The sequence below is a fragment of the Tichowtungia aerotolerans genome, from assembly GCF_009905215.1.
In the GTDB taxonomy this organism is placed as follows: domain Bacteria; phylum Verrucomicrobiota; class Kiritimatiellia; order Kiritimatiellales; family Tichowtungiaceae; genus Tichowtungia; species Tichowtungia aerotolerans.
Genome location: NZ_CP047593.1, coordinates 318,637 through 341,561, shown reverse-complemented (window position 1 = coordinate 341,561; position 22,925 = coordinate 318,637). Strand labels below are relative to the sequence as shown.

At 52.7% G+C, this 22,925-nt stretch carries 15 protein-coding genes, 2 tRNA genes and 2 rRNA genes; 14 read left to right on the top strand and 5 right to left on the bottom strand.

Annotated features, from left to right (window positions below; all coding sequences use genetic code 11):
* Positions 1-34 precede the first annotated feature (34 nt).
* Positions 35-1,036, top strand: coding sequence for a DUF4340 domain-containing protein (locus GT409_RS01345; RefSeq protein ID WP_160626180.1), 1,002 nt, complete (start codon positions 35-37; stop codon positions 1,034-1,036).
* A gap of 51 nt (positions 1,037-1,087) precedes the next feature.
* Here the strand turns inward: GT409_RS01345 and GT409_RS01340 are convergent, their stop codons facing one another.
* Positions 1,088-2,545 (bottom strand): rhamnulokinase, encoded by a 1,458-nt coding sequence (locus GT409_RS01340; RefSeq protein ID WP_160626179.1) that lies wholly within the window; start codon positions 2,543-2,545, stop codon positions 1,088-1,090.
* 57 nt (positions 2,546-2,602) lie between these two features.
* On the opposite strand from GT409_RS01340, the gene GT409_RS01335 reads away from it, so the two are divergent.
* Complete coding sequence (locus GT409_RS01335) at positions 2,603-3,913, top strand: thymidine phosphorylase (RefSeq protein ID WP_233231585.1); 1,311 nt, start codon at positions 2,603-2,605, stop codon at positions 3,911-3,913.
* A gap of 774 nt (positions 3,914-4,687) precedes the next feature.
* On the opposite strand, the gene GT409_RS01330 is transcribed toward GT409_RS01335, so the two are convergent.
* From GT409_RS01330 to GT409_RS01315, 4 genes are all read right to left on the bottom strand, one after another.
* On the bottom strand, positions 4,688-6,754 hold the full coding sequence (locus GT409_RS01330; RefSeq protein ID WP_160626178.1) for a sialate O-acetylesterase: 2,067 nt from the start codon (positions 6,752-6,754) through the stop codon (positions 4,688-4,690).
* 109 nt (positions 6,755-6,863) lie between these two features.
* Positions 6,864-7,607, bottom strand: coding sequence for a sulfite exporter TauE/SafE family protein (locus GT409_RS01325; protein WP_160626177.1), 744 nt, complete (start codon positions 7,605-7,607; stop codon positions 6,864-6,866).
* A gap of 68 nt (positions 7,608-7,675) precedes the next feature.
* Positions 7,676-8,887, bottom strand: a complete 1,212-nt coding sequence (locus tag GT409_RS01320) for a zinc ribbon domain-containing protein (RefSeq protein ID WP_160626176.1) — start codon at positions 8,885-8,887, stop codon at positions 7,676-7,678.
* A gap of 9 nt (positions 8,888-8,896) precedes the next feature.
* Entirely contained in the window at positions 8,897-9,364 is a 468-nt protein-coding gene (locus GT409_RS01315) for a nucleoside deaminase (RefSeq protein ID WP_160626175.1), read from the bottom strand.
* Between GT409_RS01315 and GT409_RS01310 the strand changes: the two genes are divergently transcribed.
* The 12 genes from GT409_RS01310 (at position 9,363) to GT409_RS01255 (ending at position 22,825) form a co-directional block, all read left to right on the top strand.
* Positions 9,363-10,217, top strand: coding sequence for a purine-nucleoside phosphorylase (locus GT409_RS01310; protein ID WP_160626174.1), 855 nt, complete (start codon positions 9,363-9,365; stop codon positions 10,215-10,217). The two genes, GT409_RS01315 and GT409_RS01310, sit on opposite strands and share 2 nt — an antisense overlap.
* Complete coding sequence (gene can, locus GT409_RS01305; RefSeq protein ID WP_160626173.1) at positions 10,214-10,870, top strand: carbonate dehydratase; 657 nt, start codon at positions 10,214-10,216, stop codon at positions 10,868-10,870. The genes GT409_RS01310 and can overlap by 4 nt, the downstream gene beginning before the upstream one ends.
* Complete coding sequence (locus tag GT409_RS01300; protein ID WP_160626172.1) at positions 10,867-11,262, top strand: cytidine deaminase; 396 nt, start codon at positions 10,867-10,869, stop codon at positions 11,260-11,262. The genes can and GT409_RS01300 overlap by 4 nt, the downstream gene beginning before the upstream one ends.
* A gap of 559 nt (positions 11,263-11,821) precedes the next feature.
* The gene (locus tag GT409_RS01295; protein ID WP_160626171.1) at positions 11,822-12,286 is read left to right on the top strand and encodes a CBS domain-containing protein; all 465 of its coding nucleotides are present in this window, start codon (positions 11,822-11,824) and stop codon (positions 12,284-12,286) included.
* 13 nt (positions 12,287-12,299) lie between these two features.
* The gene (locus GT409_RS01290) at positions 12,300-13,217 is read left to right on the top strand and encodes a PTS sugar transporter subunit IIA (protein ID WP_160626170.1); all 918 of its coding nucleotides are present in this window, start codon (positions 12,300-12,302) and stop codon (positions 13,215-13,217) included.
* A 16-nt stretch (positions 13,218-13,233) separates the two neighbouring features.
* Positions 13,234-14,535, top strand: a complete 1,302-nt coding sequence (locus GT409_RS01285) for an ArsB/NhaD family transporter (RefSeq protein WP_160626169.1) — start codon at positions 13,234-13,236, stop codon at positions 14,533-14,535.
* Positions 14,536-14,560: 25 nt separating this feature from the next.
* On the top strand, positions 14,561-14,947 hold the full coding sequence (locus GT409_RS01280) for a hypothetical protein (RefSeq protein WP_160626168.1): 387 nt from the start codon (positions 14,561-14,563) through the stop codon (positions 14,945-14,947).
* Positions 14,948-14,963: 16 nt separating this feature from the next.
* Positions 14,964-16,619: a SulP family inorganic anion transporter gene (locus GT409_RS01275; protein ID WP_160626167.1), complete on the top strand. Its 1,656-nt coding sequence runs from the start codon at positions 14,964-14,966 to the stop codon at positions 16,617-16,619.
* 1,142 nt (positions 16,620-17,761) lie between these two features.
* Positions 17,762-19,334 (top strand): 16S ribosomal RNA (locus tag GT409_RS01270).
* Between the two features lie 206 nt (positions 19,335-19,540).
* Positions 19,541-19,616, top strand: a tRNA-Ala gene (locus GT409_RS01265).
* A 9-nt stretch (positions 19,617-19,625) separates the two neighbouring features.
* Positions 19,626-19,702, top strand: a tRNA-Ile gene (locus GT409_RS01260).
* A gap of 192 nt (positions 19,703-19,894) precedes the next feature.
* Positions 19,895-22,825 (top strand): 23S ribosomal RNA (locus GT409_RS01255).
* Together the 16S and 23S rRNA genes with 2 tRNA genes alongside form the textbook arrangement of a ribosomal RNA operon.
* Positions 22,826-22,925 lie beyond the last annotated feature (100 nt).

Below are 22,925 nucleotides of genomic sequence, written 5' to 3'. Positions count from 1 at the left end.
TCATCGTTCATCTTTCGCAAACGGAGTTTGTATTATGACTGGTAAAAAACTGATAGGAATGGCGGTGGCGCTGGCGGTGCTGGCGGGCATTGCTCTGATACAGCAGAAGGGGGCTCGCAAGCGCACCCCGGCAGTGAATCGAGAAGCAACCCTGTTCCAGGGATTGGAACTGAACACCGTTGATGGCGTCGATATTTTCCAAGGTTCGCAAACCGGCAGCGCCGTCTCTTCTGTCTCGCTGCAAAAGAAGGACGGAGTGTGGGTTGTGGATTCTCTATATGACTATCCGGCCGACTTCAACAAGCTGGCGGATGCGCTTCGTGCGGCATCGGATTTGAAGATCGGGCTCCCGGTCCGTGCATCCAATGTCGATGCAGCCGAATACGGCTTTGATGAGCCAAAGACTGTTGCGCTGAAAAGCGGTGGCAAAGAGGTGGTCAAGGTCGACATCGGAGCGCAGCGCGCAGCCTCGGATGCCGCGGGCTGGGCCAACCAGCACTTTGTCCGCAAGGATGGGTCGGACTCCATTTATCTGGTGGATTACGATTTCCGTCCGTTTGCCACGGATTCTTCCAGCTGGATCGACAAGGAGATGCTGAACATTTCCTCCCCGGATATTGTTTCGGTGAAAACTGCGGATGCGGAGCTGAAAGAAGATGCGGGAGTGTGGACACTGGTCGGGCTCAATCAGGAAACCGAGGAGCTTCAGGTGTCGGAAGCGAACAAACTGCGTTCTGCTCTGCAGTACCTGAACTGCACCTCTGTCGCTGATCCGGCAGAATCCGATGCCGATCTCGGCTTTGCGGATCCGGTGGTTTACATCGCATCAACTACCAACAAAACCATTACGGTGAAAGTCGGCGGAGAGGCCGACGGCGGACGGTATGTCCGTTTGGAAGGCGATGTTCCCGAAAAGCTCAACGGCTGGACCTATGTGGTCAGCAGCTATAAGGCCGACAGCTTCCTCGTCACCCGCGACAAGCTGGTGAAAGCCAAAGAAGACGAGCCGTCCGAAGACGAGTTGGCTCAACAATAAAAAGAAAGCCCCGCCGGTTGAGCGGGGCTTTTTCGTATCCGGCAATGAATACTACATGATCGAAAGAAAGCGTTCGAAGGCGTCGTTCCACGAAGCGGTTTCCTGCGGCTCGTAGAGTTCGGTTCCGAAGGATTCCAGAACCATGTCGCGGCCGGCGGGCAGAGTGGACACCTCTTTTTTCGCAATCATCTGCATCAGCATGTTGCCGATGCCGGTGGCTTCGACCGGGCCGGCGAGGACCGGGCGGTCGATGGCGTCAGCGGTCAGGCGGTTGAGCAGGATGTTCCTGCAGCCGCCGCCGACGATATGCAGTTTTTCGAGCGGTTTGCCGTGCAGTTTTTCCAGGGTTTGGAACACATCGCGGTAGCGCATGGCAAGGCTTTCAAAAATCACGCGGCCGATTTCTCCGATGCCTTCCGGGACGTACTGCCCGGTGCGGCGGCAGAACTCCTGAATCTGCTTCGGCATATCGCAGGGCTGCGCAAATTCCGGAGCGTCCGGATTGATGAACGCGATGAACGGATCGGTATCGAGAACCAGATCATCAATCTGTCTCCAGCTCAGTTCTTCGCCTGCCTCTTCCCAGTTGCGCTTGCATTCCTGCAGCAGCCACATGCCGCAGATGTTTTTGAGGAAACGAATGGTTCCGCAGACGCCGCCTTCATTGGTGATGTTATATTCGGCGCTTGTGTCGGTGATGATCGGCTCCGGTTCTTCGAGTCCCATCAGCGACCAGGTTCCGGAGCTGAGGTATGCGCAGTCTTTGCTTGCCAGCGGGGCCGCGGCGACGGCGGAAGCGGTGTCGTGTCCGCCGACGGCGATCACGTCGGCATTTCCGCCGAGTTCCTGTGCCATTTCGTCGGTCAGCTGGCCAATAATGGTTCCGGGCTGTACGATATCGCAGAAAATCTTTTTCGGCAGGCCGAGCGTTTCAATCAGTTCCCAGTCCCAGTCGCGCTTGTTTGCGTCGAGCAGCTGGCTGGTGGATGCCATTGTGTATTCCGAGACCGCTTTGCCGGTCAGCCAGTAGGTGAACAGATCCGGCATCAGGAGCATCTTCTCCGCTTTTTCAAATTCCGGACGCTTCAGTTCCGCGCAGAGCTGGAAGACGGTATTAAACGGCATAAACTGCAGACCGGTGCGGCGGTAGATTTCGTCTTTCGGCATTTTGCTGAACGCAAAATCCATCATGCCGTCGTTACGGCTGTCGCGGTACTGGAACGGAGCATTGATCAGGTTTCCGTTTGCGTCGAGCAGTCCGTAGTCCACGCCCCAGGTATCGATGCCGATCGCCTGCACGGCATCGCCATAGGTTTCGAATCCTTTTTTAAGGCCGGTTTTGATTTCGGTGAACAGCTGGTCGATTCCCCAGTGCAGTTCATCGCCGTGTTCGACTGCGCCGTTCCAGAAACGGTGCATTTCGACCAGCTCAAGTTTTTCGTTTTCAAAGAGTCCAGCGAGGACGCGTCCGCTGGAGGCTCCAAGATCGACAGCCAGATAGCATTTCATATGTATTTCCCCGTATTTTAAAATTTGAGGTTAGACCATAATAAACCGCCGTCGCTCTTGCCAAAGAATTCTGGTTTCTTTACTTTTTCGCTTATGCTTCCTCAATGGATAATCGAAAGAAAACGCGAAGGAAACGAGCTTTCTGCCGATGAAATCCGCTTTTTCATTGAGGGATTCACCGAGGGAAGCATTCCGGACTATCAGATGTCCGCCCTGGCGATGGCGATCTGTTTCCAGGGAATGACGCCTGCCGAAACCGCCGCACTGACCACGGAGATGATGCTCTCCGGCGAAACAATTGACCCGGCCAGCCTGCCGGGAATCAAGGCCGACAAACATTCGACCGGCGGTATCGGCGATAAAACCTCGCTGATCCTCGCACCGCTCGCCGCCGCCTGCGGCCTCACCGTTCCGATGATCTCCGGGCGCGGCCTCGGCATCACCGGCGGCACGCTCGACAAGCTGGAATCGATTCCCGGCTACCGCACAAATCTCTCCGAAAAGGAGTTCTTCCAAACCCTGGAAAACGTCGGCTGTTCCATCATCGGCCAGACCGCGCAGCTCGCTCCGGCCGATAAAAAACTCTACGCTTTGCGCGACGTTACCGGCACTGTTCCCTCCATCCCGCTTATTACCGCATCCATCATGAGCAAAAAGCTCGCCGAAGGTCTCGATACGCTCGTGCTCGATGTGAAGTGGGGCAAAGGCGCGTTCATGAAAACCCGTGAGGAGGCTCGTCAGTTAGCCCAGGCCATGGTTGACGTTGGTCGGGCGATGGACAAAAAAGTCCGCGCGCTCATTACCGACATGAACCAGCCGCTCGGTCGCGCCGCCGGCAACGTCCTTGAGGTGCAGGAATGCATCGAGGTGCTTCGCGGCGGCGGACCGGATGATCTGCGCGAGCTGACCGTCGCGCTGACCGCGCACATGCTTGAACTTTCCAATGTTCATAAAACGAATGCCGAAATTTTCCAATGTTTGGAAAACGGTACGGCGATGAAAAAATTTGAGGAAATGGTCGCTGCGCAGGGCGGATCAACCGACTGGAAATTTGCGGCGGCGAAGATTCAGGAGCCGGTTCTCGCGCCTGCCGACGGAATCGTTACGACCGTCGACGCCGATCTGATCGGCAAAGCCTGCCTTGTACTCGGTGCCGGACGCCAGAAAACCGACGACACCATTGATCACGCCGTTGGGATCGGTCAGATGAAAAAGCCGGGCGAGGAAGTCAAAAAAGGCGACTCGCTCGCCGTCATTTTTTCCAATGATCGGAACTGTTTCGACGAGAGTCTTCCAATGGTTGGAAACGCCTTTGAACTCGGCGATCATTTTGAACCGCAACCGCTGGTTTGTGAGGTTGTTGGGTGAATGTTAAACGTTACTTTGAGCGGGTCGATCTCGCTATGGAGTGACGGCGGTTATCGTTTTTTATATTGAGCCCGATTAAAGTTACAATTGCGGAAAAAAGGTTAAATCCTACGGCGAGGTATAGGCTTCCAATAGACAGTTTTTGGAGATCATCTCTGCTTTCCATATATCCACATGAGGTCTTAAGTATATTTAAAAGATCAGAGGCGTGCTCTTTTAGTAATTCCGCATCTTCCAGACTGATTTTTTCCTGATGTATTTGTTCCAGTTTTGCGATCGTCTCGGGCTGTATTAAGTCGAATCTATTGATGTGGTAAGTCAGAAATATAGCAAGCGAAAGTAATACAAGGTTGGTTGCCAAAACGACGGTTATTATTCGTTTATATGCTTTCATGAAATCCTAATCTTGTTTTTATAGGAAAATTTTCATTGGAACTAAAAGCTAACGAGGGAGTACCTCTTTGTCAAAAAATTAGGATAAGCTGGCGGGAGTGCCTGTATTCGTTCCAATTTGATGTTTGGTCGTAGCTGTGATGAATATTCCAGATGCTTGTTTTTGTAGCCGTTCGCCTGTGGCGAACGAGTCGCCCACAGGGCGACTGCTACAGAAAAATTAGAGAGCAGTGGTGGGGCAACGTCTTTGATTTGATGGAATGCGATTTTCGATCATGTTTAATCCCGGAGGCTAGGGTCCTCTTTCGAAAAGTATATTAAAAACAAACGAGGCGTTTCCAAATATTGGAAACGCCTCGTTCAATGGATCGGATGCGTGGATTATTTGACGAATACGGTGAGGCGGCGCATGAAGTAGGAGCCGCCGTTGCCGACAAAGGTCCAGTCGCTGGCTTTGGCGGTTTCCGAGTTGCCGATGCCGATGTCGAGTGTTCCGCCGTTCCAGCGGTTGATGGCAAAGACGGTCTGCCGGTCTTTCCAGTTGTGGACCTGCATGCATCCGTAGCCGGGGATTTTGTCGGCGCCGACATCTCCGAAGTCGAAGAGCTGATTGTCCGCGCCGGGAATCTGGCTGGCATTTCCCGGGCTGTAGTTGCCGGGCCAGAATTCAATGTTGCCGCCGTCTGAACCGGTCACTTCGTTGACGCTGGCGACATTGCTGCGGATGGTGAGGTTGTTGACCTGCTGCATAAAGCGCGCGCCGGAGGCAACGGTCGGCACGCTGATCTGTTTGACGTTCGATGTGAATGCGTCCATGGATGCGAAGGCGTATTCAATTTCTTCGCCGGGCTTCTGGAGTTCGAGCAGGTAGGCGACCTGTTTGAAAGCGCTGATTTTCGCGCTGTTGTCAACGGCGTACTCCGGAGCTTTCTGGGCAAAGTTGTTGTTGGCCGGAAGGACGAGCTGATAGACCGTTTTGAAACCTTTCATTTCAGGAAGCTCAACCATATCGGGCAGTTTCGGTTCCGGTGCGTCTCCGGCGCGGAAGGCGGGAGCGGGCAGGCCGGCTCCATTCATCAGGTTTGGTGTGGCCAGTTTGTCCCATGCAAAGCGCATGGCGACCGGGTTTGCAACATCCGGCGATCTGAGGAGAATGCTGCTGCCTTTGATGACAGCTTTGGCCGGTTTAAAGATACCGTTGTCGCCGACGATTTCGAACCAGTCGGGATCTTTGCCGTCGCGGGTGGTGAGGCCTTCGGCGGAGTCGAAGACGATCTCAATGGAGTCGCCGAGAAGTTTCATTTCTTTGAAGCCCGGTCCGGTGCTGACGATGTCTTGACCGTAGGTGTTGTCGAGCGCCAGCTGGGCGAGGCGGGTTCCGGGCACTTCTTTGTTTGGCGGGTGAATGTTGTTGAGGGTGGTGGCGTCGTGGACGACGGCCATGCCGGTATTCGGGATTTCTGTCACAATTTCGGCCTGTGCTTCCCAGAATTCCGGCAGAACAGACGGATCTTCAGCTCCGTACTGATAAGGCGCGATCTGAACAAAGTAGTAGGGGAAGTCATATCCCCACAGGGCGTGCCAGCCTTTGAGCAGAGCTTTGGTTTTATCGACGTAAAGCATGCCTTCGCGATGGTTGGATTCGCCCTGATACCAGATTGAACCTTTGATGGCGAAGGGGATGTTGGCGTGGAGCATGGCGTTGTACATGGCGGTGGGGTACTGCCGCTCCTGTTTCGCCTTTTTCGGGTCGACTCCGAAGTCGGCCGGGAAGTTTTTAATCTGTTCACGGATGTCGGCGAGTGAATCGAAGCCTTCAAAACCGCACGGCGGGGTCCATGGTTCAATGCGGGAGCCGCCCCAGCAGCTTTGCCACAGGCCGATCGGTACATCCAGTTCGTCTTGCAGCTTTTTGCCGAAGTAGTAGGCGACGGCTGAGAACTCCGCAACTGTTTCGGAATTGCACTGCGTCCAGACGGCATTGATTTTTTCGGTTGGAGTTTGAGAAAAAGCGGTAGGGGTTCTGTAAAGACGAATCTGTTGGTGGTTGGCAGCGGCGATGGCAGCGGGACCGTTTTCCGAGTTTTTCATCGCCCACTGCATGTTGGACTGACCGGAGCAGAGCCAGACTTCACCGACCAGTACGTCGCTGATTTCGGTCCTGCCGTCTTTTGAGGACGTGATGGTCATTGTCTGCGGCGTGGCATTGGCTTCCATCGAATCGAGATCAACGCGCCATTTTCCGTTGGAGTCGGCCTCGGTTGTCTTTTTCTGCCCGGCGAATTCAACGGTGATTCTGCTGCCGGGTTCGGCTGTGCCCCAGATCGGAACCGGCTGTTTCCGCTGGAGGACCATGTGGTCGGTTAAGATCGTCGGCAGGGTCAGTTCCGCAGACAGAGTCAGGTTGATTGCGAATGCAGTGAGCAGGGTGATGAGCAGTTTTTTCATACAGATCCTCCGGTTAGGCTATGAATAAGAAAGCCGATGATTATAGGCTCGATTTTAAGAATGTCTATTCTGATTGAGAATTGACGCGCCTGTTGAGCTTCCTTTTGTTCTAGAAGAACAGGTAGCGGACAGCGGAAAGGGTGACGACAACGATCAACAGCCATCGGATAAACCGGGCTCCGTGCTTTGCCGCTTCATGGGTGGCGGCCCATGCTCCGAGCATACTGCCGATCGCCAGTGGAATGGCCGCATCCCACCGGACCAGTCCGTTGATCAGGAAGATCAGCAGGGCGGGAACCGTGAAGCAGAGCGCGAGGAACACCTTGACGGCATTCCCGCGCACCAGGTCGAGGCCTTCTCCGAGCACCAGAGCTGTCAGCAGAAACACTCCGACGCCGACCTGAATATAACCGCCGTAGATGCCGACGAGGAAGAATGAGATTCTGCGAACCGGTCCGGCCTGTTTTTTCAGGGAGTTTCCCTCGAGCCAGCGCTGCGGTTTAAAGAAGAGGAGGCCCAGAATCAGCACCATGCAGATTCCGACCGACCGGCGGAAGAAGTGTTCGCTGACGTTTCCGGCAAGAAACGCGCCCAGTACTGCGCCGGCCACCGCAGGTAAGACAATGCCGATATGTTCCCGGAGCTGGAGATTGCCCTGCTTCTTAAACCGGGCAGTTCCAACGGCCGCCTGCAGCAGAATTGCCACCCGTTTGGTGCCGTTGGCCACATCCAGAGGAAGGCCCATCAGGTTCATAATTGCCAGCGAGACCACAGACCCGCTGCCCGCAAGCGTGTTGATAAACCCGGCCAGAAACCCGCCGGCAATGAAAAGAGGATAGGACCAGACATTCATGCCGATATGGAATAGCGGATTGACGGATTTTTGGAATATCGGATTTAAAAAAATCCTGGCGGTTGAAATCAGTGTCCAGTCTGATTTGTACCGCAGTGGATGCAGCAGGCACCTCCGGACGGGGTTTGTTTGCCGCAGGCGGTGCATGTGCGCAGCTGACCGGTTCCGCAGAACGGACAGTATACAGCTCCGGGCGGCAGTCGTTTGCTGCAGGCGGTGCAGGCGCCTCGGGCCAGTCGTTTCTGTAAAACCTTCTGTTTGTTGAACAGTTTGCGCTGGATAAAACAGACGATCAGAAGTCCGATGATGATAATGGCGAAGATCAGGAAGTAGTGCCAAAGCGCCATCAGGTGCAGCGACTTGAGGAATTTAAACAGGTTTTTGAAAAAGTGTTCCGGGATGAGGTCGATCACCAGTTCAATGAGTTTCAGAATGATCGGCAGGGAGGCAATGACGAGCAGGTGAGATGAAATCAGCGTCTGGATCGGATTATCCTTTTTGATGCTGCGGCTGTTCCACCAGTAGAAGGTTCCAAAGATAGGAAGCAGGAAGACAAGCTGCCATGCCAGTTCCTTGAGCGGGAACCAGAACTGAAACCGTTTGTAATCTTTGACAATCCGGTCGCGTTCCGCATCGTTCGGGGAAACAATCTTCCAAAGAGTCTGAATGCCGGGGTGTGCGTTGATTCCGTTTTCCAGTGCGTCGATTTCGCCGGTGAGACGGCCGATTTTTTCATTATACTGCTGCGCGGTGGTGGCGGCGGCATTCGCTCCGGTTCGGGCGGCGTTGGCGATGTTTTCGAGCAGCTGCGTGTCGTAGGATTTTTTTGCCTTTTCAAAGGCGTTCTCGGTTCTGCTGCGTTCTTCAGCGGCTTTCTTGCGATTCAGGAAGAGCGAATGAAGTGCTTTGTCTTCTGAGAGGATCTTGGCCTGGCTGTAAAAACGCTGGGCGTCCGGGTGCATGACTTTGATTTTCTGTTCATCAAACGGGCTTTCATAGCGGTAACGGAGGTTGTTGCGGTCAGCCAGAACAAGCGGTTGCAGTTTTGAAATCCGGTTGGCCGGAGTCCATGACTGCTGAATAACCATCTCCCGGGCGGTGTGCGGCATATATTCCGAGGCAGAGGTTAATTGCCGGGTATGGTCTTCCAGCCCGATGAACAGAATGTGGAGGATGATAATATCCAGAATGATGATTGCGGTCAGAGACAGCTTGTTGAGCGGTTCCTCCCTGCTGATAGAGGTCAGCCGATTTTTTAGAGCGGCGAATTGCTTTTTCATTGAGACTCCTCAGTAGTCGGTGCGGTCTTTTTTGTCTTTCCATATGTCGAATGCCTTGCGGGCTTCGTCGGCGAGCATTTGTTCGGCGGGCAGTTCGCGGTTGTTCCAGGGTTTGGAAACTTCGCGGTAGATCCATTCGTCGTCGAAGCCGGCACGGGCGGCGTCTTCGCGTCCGGCAGCAAAATAGAGTTTATCCAGCCGCGCCCAGTAAATGGCGGACAGGCACATGGGGCAGGGTTCACAGCTCGCATAGATTTCGCAGCCCGATAGGTCGAAGGTTCCGAATTTTGCGCAGGCGTCGCGGATGGCGATCACTTCGGCATGGGCGGTCGGGTCGTTGGATGAGGTGACCCGGTTCCAGCCGCGGCCGATAATTTCGCCGTTTTTGACAACGACGGCGCCGAAGGGTCCGCCTTCGCCGGTTTCCATATTTGCGGTGGAGAGGGCGATGGCTTCCCGCATAAATGCTTCGTTCATGAGCTTGATGCTACGCCGGCGGCTATTTACTATCAAGCCCATGCATGCGATCAATCAGACGGTATTGGATGAAGCGGTTTCTGCGGTGAAAGCCGTCTGGCCGAATGCTAAACCGGCATTCGGGATTATTCTCGGCTCCGGCTGGAGAGACGCCGTTTCAGGGTTTGCGGTGAAGGCCTCTCTTTCCTATTCAGAGATTCCAAACCTTGGAAAAACCGGAGCGCCGGGTCACGCAGGTCAGCTGATCCATGCTGAATTCAACGACAAAGAGGTGTTTGTTTTTCAGGGGCGGCGTCACCTGTATGAGGGAGAAGGCTGGGCACCGGTGGTTCTGCCGGTCTGGATCCTCAAACAGTTCGGTGTGCAGACGGTTCTGCTCACCAATGCATCCGGCGGCATTCGCGAGGATCTGGGGCCCGGATCGCTGATGGCGATGAGCGACCACATCAACATGCTGGGCGGCAATCCGCTCGCCGGTCCGCACAAGCCTGCATTCGGGGATCGGTTTCCGGATCAGAGCTCGGTATATACTCCCGCGCTCCGGTCGGTTCTCGAAGATGCGGGCGCGTCCTCCGGGGTATATCTGGCCACATCCGGGCCGACTTTTGAAACGCCGGCAGAAATCAGGGCGTTTCGTGCGCTTGGAGCCGATGCGGTCGGTATGTCCACTGTGCCGGAGGCGATTTTTGCCAATGCGCTGGGGTTGCAGGTGGCAGGCCTGTCCTGCGTTTGTAACTGGGCCGCGGGACTGGGGCACGAAACGCTCAGCGGCGAAGATGTTATCCGGACGGCCGGAGAGGCGATGCCGAGGATGCGTGCAGCAATTGAACATTTTGTGAAAGAGGTCCAATGAGAATATTAGGTCATTTGTTTGAAAACAATCGGGAGTGGGCGGATAAAATCAGCGCGGAGGATCCGGAGTTCTTCAAGGAACTCTCGAATCAGCAGAATCCGGAATATCTATGGATCGGCTGTTCCGACAGCCGGGTGCCGGCCAATCAGATCATCAATCTTCCGCCGGGGGAGGTGTTTGTTCACCGCAACATAGCCAATGTTGTGGTCCATACGGATATGAACTGTCTGTCTGTGATCCAGTACGCCGTCGACTTTCTGAAGGTCAAACACATCATTGTTTGCGGTCACTATGGATGCGGCGGAGTCGAAGGCGCCATGAACGACAGCCCGAAAGGGCTGGTTGATAACTGGCTCGGTCACGTGCGCGACGTGTACAAAAAACACGAAGATGCTCTCGACGGCATCGAGAAATTCGAAGACCGCCGCAACAAGCTCTGTGAGCTGAATGTGATTGAGCAGGTCGCCAACGTCTGCGGCAGCACCATCATTCAGGATGCCTGGAAGCGCGGACAGGAGCTGGCGGTGCACGGCTGGGTCTACAGCCTCGAAAACGGGCTGCTGCACGATCTCAATATTTGCGTTCGTGCGCCGGAAGAACTCTCCTCGATCTACAAAACCGCTATTGCCAAAGAGCTCGGAGCCGCCGAATGAAACCTCCGGAACTGCTGGAAACGGCTCGCGCCGCCGCGCGTCAAGCCTATGCGCCGTATTCCGGTTTCAAAGTGGGGGCAGCACTGCTTTGTGCTGACGGAACTGTTTTTACTGGATGCAACATTGAAAACGCATCCTATGGGCTGACCAACTGCGCGGAGCGTACGGCGGTCTTTTCTGCGATTGCCGCCGGACGGCGTGATTTTGTGGCTATGGCTGTGGTTGCGGATGGGGAAGGGGTGCCATACCCCTGTGGCGCCTGCCGGCAGGTGCTTAGCGAGTTCTGCCGCGAGGAATTTTCAGTGTATGTGGCAACTGCGGATGCCCTGGATGATTATGAAGTGATCTGTCTCACAGTTCTTCTTCCGAACCGTTTCAAGCTGATTGATTAGTTTTCCTGTCATGAATTAGGCGCGATCGCTTCCTTGTTTTTTGTAGCTATTTGCTTGCGTCTGGTTGAAAATTTCGCATACATTGCCCCAATTTGTGATTTTTTAGGGCAGTTGTTATCTCTGTTTTCAGGCCTGAATATGAAGTTTTCCGGTATATTTTCATTTCTGTGGTGTCTGCTGATTGCGCTGGGCTTGCTGTTTTCGGGCCTTTGCTGTTTGGAGACGGGCAAGGCTCCGCGGCAGTTTATGCCGGTGGATGAAGAAATTGTCGAAATCTTTGAAGAGAAATGCATTACAGGAGAGGGCGGGGAATCTTTTGTTCTGTTTGTCTGCAGTGAATATTGTCTGCGGCAATGTTTTGATTTCTGTTGTTTTATAAATTTTTCGGAGGATCAGCGCCCGCTGGTTAATCCTTCCGGCTGGATAATGCCTTTTCGCATTTAAACCGGATTCAATGACTCTGAATGCACATGAGCTGTTGAGACTGCGCCTGTGCTCTGTTGTGCCTCTTTGATCAGGGAGGCTGTCCATTGTTTCCGAATAAATTTGAAAGGCTAAAATGAAATCCAATCTGGAAAAAACAACGGTGCGGGATATTGCCCGGCTGATTAACACATCCTGCCTTACGGCCGATGCATCTACATCGTTGGAGAAACTGGCTCAAATGCTGTGTACATCAGACCGCTATAAGGTCTACCTGAATGATCTGGAGGGACATCTGTGCGGTGTGATTCAGGCAAAACAGATTGCTATGGAGCTTCTTCGCCTGTCGAAGAACGAAGAGGACGCCGAAGAGATGCTTCCGGCGCAGGCTTTTATGCTGAATTCCCGACAGGGCGGCGAGCTTGCCGAAGACGCTCCGGCGGTTTTTTTGACCACCAAGCTGGGCGCGGTTCTGAACATGATGGAGCAGAATAATATTCGAGAGATTGCTGTGGTTGATGAGGACGAAAAACTGATCGGTACGCTGGAAGCAAAGCATATTCTGTCGTACTACCTGCAGAATAAGGCTGCTGCTTTATAAATGGAGATATGAGATGAATGTGTTGGATTATACCGTCAACCTGATTTCTTGGCAGACCGGTTTGACATCTCGAACACGCGATGAAGTGTTTGAGGAAATGCTGAAAACCTTCTGCACTCGAGAGTTCATGGATGCAAACCCTGAACTGAGCGAAGCAGATATTTTAAACGCTCTGATTGAGCGTGAACATCAACGGACAACCGCTGTCGGCAAGGAAATAGCCTTTCCGCACGCCCGACTGGAGAATTTAAACCGGGCTTTCTTTGCTTTGGGGGTTTTGCCGGAACCGGTTCTGTTTGAGGACGAGCCGGTGCGGATTGTCTGCCTGATTCTCGTTCCGACCATTGATCCGTCTATTTCGTTGAAAATCATGGCGCAGCTTTCCCGAAAGTTATCCGATGTCGCGATGCGGGAGAGCGTCTTTAATGCAGAGAATTCGGATATGCTTCGGAATCTGTTCCGTCGAAGCGAACTGCGAATCGACGGTCCGGTCTGCGCGCGCGATATTATGCGGCTGCCGCGCTGGAGTGTGAAAGAGGATACCTTGATCTCTGAATGTGCTTATATGATGGCCCGTGACCATCTGCGTGCGGTGCCTGTGCTGGATTCCCAGAAACGAATCGTTGGGGAAATCACTTCGGAGAGCCTGTTCCGCTATGGCCTTCCGGATTTTTTTGCCAAGCTCAAGAGTGTCTCATTTATCGCGGAATTCGATCCCTTCGAAAAATATTTTGAGGACGAACGGAACATTCCTTCTGTGGATGTGATGTCAGACAGGTTTCGCACGGTTCCGTTGGACTACACGCTGATGGAGATCGTGTTCGATCTGGCAATTCTTCGTTTTAATAAACTGTATGTGACAGACGCGGACGGTCATTGGGTTGGAGCCATTGATCAGGGAACCGTGCTCAATAACGTCATTAACTACTAAGCAGTGAGGTTTTCTGATGTTGATTCCTATTATAATATTTCTGGTGGTCTATTTTTTCATTGCCACTGAACTGATTGACAAAACCATTGCCGCGCTGATCGGTGCCGGTCTGATGATCGGGCTTCATCTGGTTCATTATGAAGACGCGCTGTCTGCCGTTGATCTGAATGTGATTTTTCTTTTGGTCGGAATGATGATGGTGGTGAACACACTGACGGACACCGGAGTGTTCGAATGGTTGGCAATTCGACTGGCTCGCCTTGCCAGGGGAAACGGCCTGTTAATCACTGTTTTTTTTATGGTGCTGACGGCTGTCTTGTCTGCCTTTCTCGACAACGTGACCACCGTGATCCTGATGGCTCCGATTACCATTCTGCTTTGCCAGCTGCTGGAAATGCCGGCGGTTCCGGTGCTGATTATGGAGGCCGTGTTTTCCAATATCGGCGGTACGGCCACGCTGGTGGGTGACCCTCCCAACATCCTGATTGGTTCGCAGACACACCTGTCGTTCAACGACTTTCTGGTCAACCTCAGTCCGCCGGTGCTGGTTATGATGGTGCTTCTGCTGGGCGTTATGGCTCTGATGTTCCGCAAACAGATTCAGACCACCGAACAGACCCGCAAGCGAATTTCCCAGTCACGCCCCGAGAAAGCCATTCTTCAGCCGCTGATCCTTAAAAAAGCGCTGGTGGTGTTCGGTCTGATTCTGGCCGGATTCTTTGCGAGCCGGGCTTTGAACATCGAGCCCGGCATTATTGCCATTGCTGGAGCTATGCTGATGGTGCTGGTCTGTAAAAAAGATATTCACCACTGCCTGATGCATGTGGAGTGGAATACGATTCTTTTCTTTGCCGGGCTCTTCATGATGATCTCCGCTCTTGAGCATAATCATGTCTTTGAAAAAATGGGTGACGGAATCCTGCATCTCTGCGGCGGCAACCTGACCGCGACGGTGTTGACGATTCTCTGGTTCAGTGCCATTGCTTCCGCTTTGGTTGATAACATTCCGCTGGTGATGGCCATGATTCCGTTGGTGAAAGGGATTATTCCGGTTTTTGCTCAGCAGATGGGGATTGATGATCCGCTGCTGATTCAGGCCCAGATTTCCGAGCCGCTCTTCTGGGCGCTGGCACTTGGGGCCTGTCTGGGTGGAAACGGAACGCTGGTCGGCGCATCCGCCAATGTCGTGATTTCTCAGATGGCGAACCGCAATAACTGTCCGATCACATTCTGGTCGTTCACTAAATATGGGTTCCCGTTCATGATTGCCTCCCTGCTGGTTGCCCACTGCTATCTGTATGTCAGATTTTTCCTGTAATCCGTATAAATCAAAGAGTGATGAAATGAATAAGAAAAATATGCACTCAGGCGGAGTCCTGTTGTGCCGTTATAATCCGAAGATCCAGTATCTTGCACAAGAATTCTTAAAAGAACTCTGGGAGACCGAGCGAATAGACCTGATGACCGCGGAGAATCCGCTGCATCTGTTCTTTCATAAGGTTGATCAGGCAGATCTGGAGTCTCTGTCCGGGCATATCGAAACGTTTCTTCAAACGTCTGCTTCGAGGCGGTTGGCTCTCGCAGCCGGTCTGCGCCCGGATATTCTGACCGATGAGGAAGTGCGCCGTAAAATCGGCGTGGCGGTGGCTCATTTAAGAGATCGTTTTCCCGATACCGAAGTGGAGGGGCTCTTTGTTCATCGGGATGGAACTGTTGAACGGGTTATTTAACGAAAGAAGATGACTTATGCTCAAGCCCAAGCTGTTTTCCATTCTCAACGAATACAACCGTACAGTTTTTCGCAGTGACCTGATTGCGGGCGTCACGGTGGGAATTGTTGCGGTGCCTCTGGCGATGGCGTTTGCCATCGCCGCAGGACTGCCTCCGGAGCGGGGCCTCTTTACGGCGGTCGTCGCCGGGTTTTTGATATCCGTTCTCGGAGGAAGCCGCGTGCAGATTGGCGGGCCGACCGGCGCTTTCGTGGTGATTGTCTCCGGCATCGTCGCTCAGCACGGCTATGCCGGCCTGGCGACGGCAACCGCCATGGCGGGCCTGATGCTGGTCGCCATGGGGCTTGGGCGCATGGGTGGTTTGATCCGTTTTATTCCATTTCCGGTCGTTACCGGCTTCACATCTGGAATCGCCGTTGTGATTTTCTCCACTCAGATTAAAGACTTGTTTGGGCTGCAGGTGGATGCTCTTCCGGCTGATTTTATTGCGAAGTGGGCGACTTATATTCGGCATTTCGACACTGTTCAGATGCCCGCTGCAGCAATCGGAGTGGGAACAATCCTGCTGGTGGTGGGAGTCCGCCGGTTGCTTCCTCGCTGGCCCGCGCTGTTGATCGGCATGGTCGCCGCGACGCTGGTTTCCAGCGGGTTGGGGTTGGATGTTGAAACCATCGGCAGTCGGTTCGGCGATCTTCCTCGTACCTTGCCGGCGCCGTCGTGGGTGGGTGTGTCTTTTGGTGAAATCAAAGCTCTGATGGGGCCGGCGTTTACGATAGCAATCCTTTGTGCAATTGAGTCTCTCCTTTCGGCCACCGTCGCCGACGGGATGACCGGGGGGAGGCACCGCTCTAATATGGAGCTGGTGGCGCAGGGGGCGGCGAACATCGGGTCTGCACTGTTTGGCGGAATTCCGGCCACCGGTGCCATTGCACGTACGGCGACCAATATTAAAAGTGGCGGGAAAACCCCGGTCGCCGGAATGATTCATGCCGTGACGCTTGCGCTGGTCCTGCTCTTTTTTGCGCCGGTGGCCCGAATGATCCCGCTGGCGGCCCTTGCAGGAATTCTCGTCGTGGTCAGCGCTGGGATGAGTGAGGCCGGGCGCTTTGTGCGGCTGCTGAAGTCTCCTCGAAGCGATGTGCTGGTGCTGCTGACCACGTTCTTCCTGACGGTTTTGATTGATCTGACAGTCGCGGTTGAAGTCGGAATTGTCCTGGCAGCGCTGCTCTTTATTCGCCGTATGGCAGATGTCGGAGGGGTCCGTGAAATTACCGCCGGGCTCTACGACGATCCCGATGGCGAAGAAAGCGGTTGGCTGGATCGAGTTAAAAATCTCCCGGCCGGCGTTGTGGTTTATGAAGTTCAGGGACCGTTTTTCTTCGGTGCGGCTGACCGGTACCGTCAGCTGATCCAGTCAAAAGAAAAATCAACCCGGGTTATTATTCTGAGAATGCGGCATGTTCCGGCCATTGATGCCACAGGGCACAATGTGCTCCTTGATCTACATAAACAATGCAGTAAGAAAAATATGCAGCTGGTCTTTTCGGGTGTGCGGCCTCAGCCTATGGATGTGTTTCGGCAGACCGGGTTTCTGGCTGAAGTCGGTCCGGAAAACGTCTGCCGCTCCATTGATGAAGCGCTTGTTCGAATGAATGAGGTTCTCGGACGGTAATAACAGCCCTTCTGGGCGGATCGAATCCGCAACAAAGGGAGTGCTGTTGGTTCGCCGGCTTTTCAGCTGGCTGTCCGTTGATGAATGATTTTGCCGGATCTGCAGGTCACGTGTCTTCTGCGGCATCGAGGACATGAGTCATTATTAAGCCCGTATCAAAATCGGGCGGAGTGTCCAAAATTAGACAGATAAACGCAGGGCTGTATGATCTGTTAGCACTTCTGTTCCTTTGAAGAATCCTGTTGATGCGGAGGGGGGGGGCATCCTCTGCCCGGTTTGTTCCGGCTGATTTTCATGGACTTCAAAATTGGTTGTTCAGGATTTTCTCGGATGGCTGAAGCAGGTTGTTTTACCACTTAATCCTCAATGATTAATTGATCATCTCAATTTGCGTTTCCGTTTTTTCCGTTAAAACAGATGCGCCATTGCTGATTTTGATCTTTTGTACGCATGTACTCCATGTGTTTTTGACCGGGTTGTCAGCGGAGCGTGCGGCTGTAAGAAGCTCGTAATGAATGGATTACGTATTTTCATCGCTGTGTGTTTCTTCGTGGATTGTTCTGTAAGATGTTTTCGATGAACGTTTTGCAGCGTAAGTTTTCCGGGTTTCTGTTCGGAAACTGCGATTTTTTTATTCTGTTTCAAATTTATATGAAGGCTGTTTTCTCCTTTTTACTGGGGTTTTTGGTGTTTTCTGGTCATGAGGATCAGATTTTTACAGAAAGGGGTTGTTCGATTTGTTTTTGTGCGTACTATACGCCGCCTTGTTCGCAACAAAACAGGTTGCAAAACCGGGTTGAAGCGGACAGGAAATGCTCTTTGAAAAAGATCAAAAAACGGGTTGCATGACGAACTGATGTGCGTATGATGACCCGCCTTGTTCGAAACCAAACAGGCCGCGATGAGCGGGCAGGAAAGCGAACAGGAATTGATCTGATAAAAAAACAAAAAAGCGGTTGACCGACTGATGCAGTTTGCGTAGGTTACTCGCCGCTCCAACGGGAAAGCTCCGTGCGATGCGCGGGAAAAATTCGTTGGTGTTTTTTTTGCTCTTTGAAAACTGAATGACTCACGATGACCATTTCGATTTAGAAATGGTGCGATTTGTTTAAGTTATGTTTCAAAAAATGTTTCCGTATATATTTATGGAGAGTTTGATCCTGGCTCAGAACGAACACTGGCGGCGTGGATTAGGCATGCAAGTCGAGCGGGATTCACCTTTTTCAATTCTTCGGAAGAGAAGTTGGTGATGAGAGCGGCGAACGGGTGAGTAATATATGGGTAATTTGCCTTAGAGCTCGGGATAGCCATCCGAAAGGGTGGGTAATACCGAATGTGCTCGGGTGCTGCATGGCACCTTATGTAAAGGTGGGGATCTTCGGACCTGCCACTCTAAGATAGGCCCATATCCTATCAGCTTGTTGGTAAGGTAATGGCTTACCAAGGCTTACGGGTAGCCGACCTGAGAGGGTGACCGGCCACACTGGGACTGAGACACTGCCCAGACTCCTACGGGAGGCTGCAGTCGAGAATCATTGTCAATGCACGAAAGTGTGAACATGCGACGCCGCGTGGAGGACGACGGCCTTCGGGTTGTAAACTCCTGTCCTGAGGGAGTAAGTGCGAATGAGTTAATAGCTCGTTTGTTTGATAGTACCTCAGAAGAAAGTCACGGCTAACTCTGTGCCAGCAGCCGCGGTAATACAGAGGTGGCAAGTGTTGTTCGGATTTACTGGGCGTAAAGGGTCCGCAGGCGGTCCTGTGTGTCGGATGTGAAAGCTCACGGCTCAACCGTGGAATTGCATTCGAAACTACAGGACTAGAGTACAGGAGGGGAGTAGGGAATTCATGGTGTAGCGGTGAAATGCGTAGATATCATGAAGAACACCGGTGGCGAAGGCGCTACTCTGGACTGATACTGACGCTCATGGACGAAAGCTGGGGGAGCGAAGAGGATTAGATACCCTCGTAGTCCCAGCCGTAAACGGTGTGCACTTGATGTTGGAGGTTTACCCCCTTCAGTGTCGGAGCTAACGTGTTAAGTGCACCGCCTGGGAAGTACGGCCGCAAGGTTAAAACTCAAAGGAATTGACGGGGGCCCGCACAAGCGGTGGAGCATGTGGCTTAATTCGATGCAACGCGAAGAACCTTACCAGGGCTTGACATGATACTGCATACCACCCGAAAGGGAGGTAGCCTTCGAGGGTGTATCACAGGTGCTGCATGGCTGTCGTCAGCTCGTGCCGTGAGGTGTTGGGTTAAGTCCCGCAACGAGCGCAACCCCTATGTTTATTTGCCAGCACGTAATGGTGGGAACTCTAAACAGACTGCCTGTGAAAGCAGGAGGAAGGTGGGGATGACGTCAAGTCAGTATGGTCCTTATGTCCTGGGCTGCACACGTGCTACAATGGGTGGTACAGAAGGAAGCAAGACCGCGAGGTGGAGCAAATCCTCAAAACCATCCCCAGTTCGGATTGGAGTCTGAAATTCGACTCCATGAAGTTGGAATCGCTAGTAAAGGCGTATCAGCTACGACGCCTTGAATACGTTCCCGGGCCTTGTACACACCGCCCGTCACATCATGGAAGTCTGCTGTACCCGAAGTCGCTGATCTAACCAATTACTTGGAGGAAGGCGCCGAAGGTGTGGCCGATGACTGGGATGAAGTCGTAACAAGGTAGCCGTTGGGGAACCAGCGGCTGGATCACCTCCTTTCTAAGGAGAATCGATTGCTAATCGGTCTGCATTTATTCGCAGGCGGACAATCGATAGGGTAACGGCTCAAAGTAATCTTTGAGTCGCCGCTCCGGAGCGACCCGGAGCACCACGTAATGAGAGCAAATCGCACCGTTTCTGGATCGAAATGGATATCGTAAAGAGTCATTCAAAAGGCTGTTGAAGTGAGCCGGTCGGACCGTACCGGGGGTATAGCTCAGTTGGTAGAGCGCCAGCTTTGCAAGCTGGATGTCGTCGGTTCGAACCCGTCTACCTCCACCAATTTCCGGGGGGCGTGTAGCTCAGTCGGTTAGAGCGCATCCCTGATAAGGATGAGGTCACAGGTTCGATTCCTGTCACGCCCACCATTCTATTATTCGTAAAGGTGGCAGACGCACAGAACAGCAGCCGCAACATTTTTTCCCTTCGGGGAAGTGTTCTTTGAAAATTGCATAGATTAGGGTAACTGCAACTATATAGAGATAGTTGAGGTTCACAGTGAGAACTGTGATCTGAAAACTGAAGATATAGCATGCGTGTCGTTACATTAGTGGACTTTTGATTAAGCTACTAAGGGCGCACGGTGGATGCCTTGGCATTGATAGGCGATGAAAGACGTGGTAAGCTGCGATAAGCTTCGGAGAGGTGCAAACAACCTTTGACCCGGAGATTTCTGAATGGGAAAACCCGGCTGGAGTCATGTCCAGTCACTGGAGTCTGAATTAAATAGGGCTTCAGAGCGATACCCGGTGAAGTGAAACATCTCAGTAACCGGAGGAAAAGAAAACAACAGTGATTCCGTAAGTAGTGGCGAGCGAACGCGGAACAGCCCAAACCACCTTGTTTACAGGGTGGGGTGTGGACCACGACGTGGTATTTGGATGGATAGCGGAACGTTCTGGAAAGTTCGGCGATAGAGGGTGACAGCCCCGTATGCGAAATCCTGAAGAAACCTAGTGGTATCCCGAGTAGGTCGGAACACGTGAAACTCTGACTGAATACAGGAGGCCCACCTCCTAAGGCTAAATACTCATCAATGACCGATAGTGAACCAGTACCGTGAGGGAAAGGTGAAAAGAACCCCTGTTAGGGGAGTGAAATAGAACCTGAAACCGTGCGCTTACAAACTGTAGTAGCCCCTTCGGGGGTGGCTGCATGCCTTTTGCATAATGAGTCCGCGAGTTACCGTATGTGGCAAGGTTAAGGCATTACGTGCCGGAGCCGAAGCGAAAGCGAGTGTTAATAGCGCGTCCAGTCGCATGCGGTAAACCCGAAACCGGGTGAGCTACCCATGGCCCGGGTGAATCCTGAGTAAAATCAGGGGGAGGCCCAAACCATTGTATGTTGAAAAATGCTTGGATGAGCTGTGGGTTGGAGTGAAAGGCTTACCAAACTCGGTGATAGCTGGTTCTCCTCGAAATACCTTGAGGGATAGCCTCGATGAATGCTCGTAACGGAGGTAGAGCACTGATTGGAATAGGGCCCACACCTGGGTACCAACGCCTATCAAACTCCGAATGCCGTTTCAGACACATCGGGAGTCAGACTGCGGGGGATAAGCTCCGTAGTCGAGAGGGAAACAGCCCAGACCGCCGGCTAAGGCCCCTAAATGACTGTTAAGTGATGAAGGAGGTAAGATTGCATAGACAGCTAGGATGTTGGCTTAGAAGCAGCCACCATTTAAACAAAGCGTAATAGCTGACTAGTCGAGTGATCTTGCGCCGAAAATGATCGGGACTAAAACAGTCTGCCGAAGCCGCGGGTTCACACTTAGTGTGAGCAGTAGAGGAGCGTTCTATAGGCACTGAAGCGTGGGTGTAAACCAGCGTGGAGCGTATAGAAGTGATTATGCGGACATGAGTAACGACAAGAGGGGTGAGAGTCCCCTCCGCCGAAATCCTAAGGGTTCCTGGGGAAGGTTCGTCCGCCCAGGGTTAGTCGGCCCCTAAGTCGAGGCTGAAAAGCGTAGACGATGGGAAACGGGTTCAATATTCCCGTACCGCTGTACATGAGTGAAGGAGGGACGCAGGAGGCTAAACGAGCTGTCTATTGGATGACAGTCTAAGTGCGTAGGGTATTGTGTAGGAAAATCCGCACATGTTTGCCTGAGACACGATGGGACACTGAACTTAATTGTGACGTGGATTCGTTGATGCCATGCTGCCAAGAAAAGCTTCTAAACGTTGATTGTAAAGCGACCGTACCAAAACCGACACAGGTGGGATGGAAGAATATTCCGAGGCGCGCGAGAGAAATATCGTTAAGGAACTCGGCAAATTAGCCCCGTAACTTCGGAAGAAGGGGCCCTCGAGTGGGTGAATTATTTACTAAGTAAGCCCGTTTGAGGTGCAATGAAAGGGTGGCTGCGACTGTTTATCAAAAACATAGCACTATGCGAACTCGCAAGAGGATGTATATGGTGTGACACGTGACCAATGCCAAAAGGTTAAGGCAAGGGGTGCAAGCTCCGACCCGAAGCCCTGGTGAATGTCGGCCGTAACTATAACGGTCCTAAGGTAGCGAAATTCCTTGTCGGGTAAGTTCCGACCTGCACGAATCGTGTAACGATGGCCACACTGTCTCAACGATAATCTCGGTGAAGTTGTAGTTCCGGTGAAAATGCCGGATACCCGCGGTAGGACGGAAAGACCCCGTGAACCTTTACTGTAATCTGATATTGGGTTTAGACCACTCATGTGTAGGATAGCTGGGAGGCTTTGAAGCGACGTCGTAAGGCATCGTGGAGCCATTGGTGAAATACCAGTCTTGGCTGGTTTGAATTCTAACCTCGACCCTTGAATCAGGGCGGGGAACAGTGTCAGAGGGTCAGTTTGACTGGGGCGGTTTCCTCCCAAAAAGTAACGGAGGAGCGCAAAGGTACACTCAGCACGGTCAGCAATCGTGCGTAGAGCGTATAGGTATAAGTGTGCTTGACTGCGAGACCTACAAGTCGAGCAGGTGCGAAAGCAGGTCTAAGTGATCCAGCGGTAGCTAGTGGTAGCGCCGTTGCTCATCGGATAAAAGGTACTCCGGGGATAACAGGCTGATGATTGCCAAGAGTCCATATCGACGCAATCGTTTGGCACCTCGATGTCGGCTCATCGCATCCTGGGGCTGGAGAAGGTCCCAAGGGTTGGGCTGTTCGCCCATTAAAGCGGTACGCGAGCTGGGTTCAGAACGTCGTGAGACAGTTTGGTCCTTATCCACCGTGGGCGCAGGAAGTTTGAGGAGATTAATCTTTAGTACGAGAGGACCAGGATTAACGTACCTCTGGTGTTCCAGTTGTTCCGCCAGGAGCATCGCTGGGTAGCTATGTACGGAAAGGATAAGCGCTGAAAGCATCTAAGCGCCAAGCCCCCTCCAAGATAAGACTTCCCTATTCCGTCAGGAATCTAAAGGCTCGTTCTAGACTAGGACGTTGATAGGCTGGGTGTGGAAGCGTGGCGACACGTGAAGCTGACCAGTACTAATTAGCCGTGCGGCTTAATCTTTACTTTTCTAACAGCACGCATGCTGTGCAGTCCCCTAATCTATGCAATTGATTTTTAATCATGGTTAACAGTTATCTGTTAATGGTTGTCAGTAAATACT

Excerpts from the sequence above, each read along its gene's own strand:
- GT409_RS01345 (WP_160626180.1), top strand. The coding sequence starts at position 35 with ATGACTGGTAAAAAACTGATAGGAATGGCGGTGGCGCTGGCGGTGCTG.
- GT409_RS01340 (WP_160626179.1), bottom strand. The coding sequence starts at position 2,545 with ATGAAATGCTATCTGGCTGTCGATCTTGGAGCCTCCAGCGGACGCGTC.
- GT409_RS01330 (WP_160626178.1), bottom strand. The coding sequence starts at position 6,754 with ATGAAAAAACTGCTCATCACCCTGCTCACTGCATTCGCAATCAACCTG.
- GT409_RS01325 (WP_160626177.1), bottom strand. The coding sequence starts at position 7,607 with ATGAATGTCTGGTCCTATCCTCTTTTCATTGCCGGCGGGTTTCTGGCC.
- GT409_RS01320 (WP_160626176.1), bottom strand. The coding sequence starts at position 8,887 with ATGAAAAAGCAATTCGCCGCTCTAAAAAATCGGCTGACCTCTATCAGC.
- GT409_RS01310 (WP_160626174.1), top strand. The coding sequence starts at position 9,363 with ATGAGCTTGATGCTACGCCGGCGGCTATTTACTATCAAGCCCATGCAT.
- GT409_RS01315 (WP_160626175.1), bottom strand. The coding sequence starts at position 9,364 with ATGAACGAAGCATTTATGCGGGAAGCCATCGCCCTCTCCACCGCAAAT.
- can (WP_160626173.1), top strand. The coding sequence starts at position 10,214 with ATGAGAATATTAGGTCATTTGTTTGAAAACAATCGGGAGTGGGCGGAT.
- GT409_RS01300 (WP_160626172.1), top strand. The coding sequence starts at position 10,867 with ATGAAACCTCCGGAACTGCTGGAAACGGCTCGCGCCGCCGCGCGTCAA.
- GT409_RS01295 (WP_160626171.1), top strand. The coding sequence starts at position 11,822 with ATGAAATCCAATCTGGAAAAAACAACGGTGCGGGATATTGCCCGGCTG.
- GT409_RS01290 (WP_160626170.1), top strand. The coding sequence starts at position 12,300 with ATGAATGTGTTGGATTATACCGTCAACCTGATTTCTTGGCAGACCGGT.
- GT409_RS01285 (WP_160626169.1), top strand. The coding sequence starts at position 13,234 with ATGTTGATTCCTATTATAATATTTCTGGTGGTCTATTTTTTCATTGCC.
- GT409_RS01280 (WP_160626168.1), top strand. The coding sequence starts at position 14,561 with ATGAATAAGAAAAATATGCACTCAGGCGGAGTCCTGTTGTGCCGTTAT.
- GT409_RS01275 (WP_160626167.1), top strand. The coding sequence starts at position 14,964 with ATGCTCAAGCCCAAGCTGTTTTCCATTCTCAACGAATACAACCGTACA.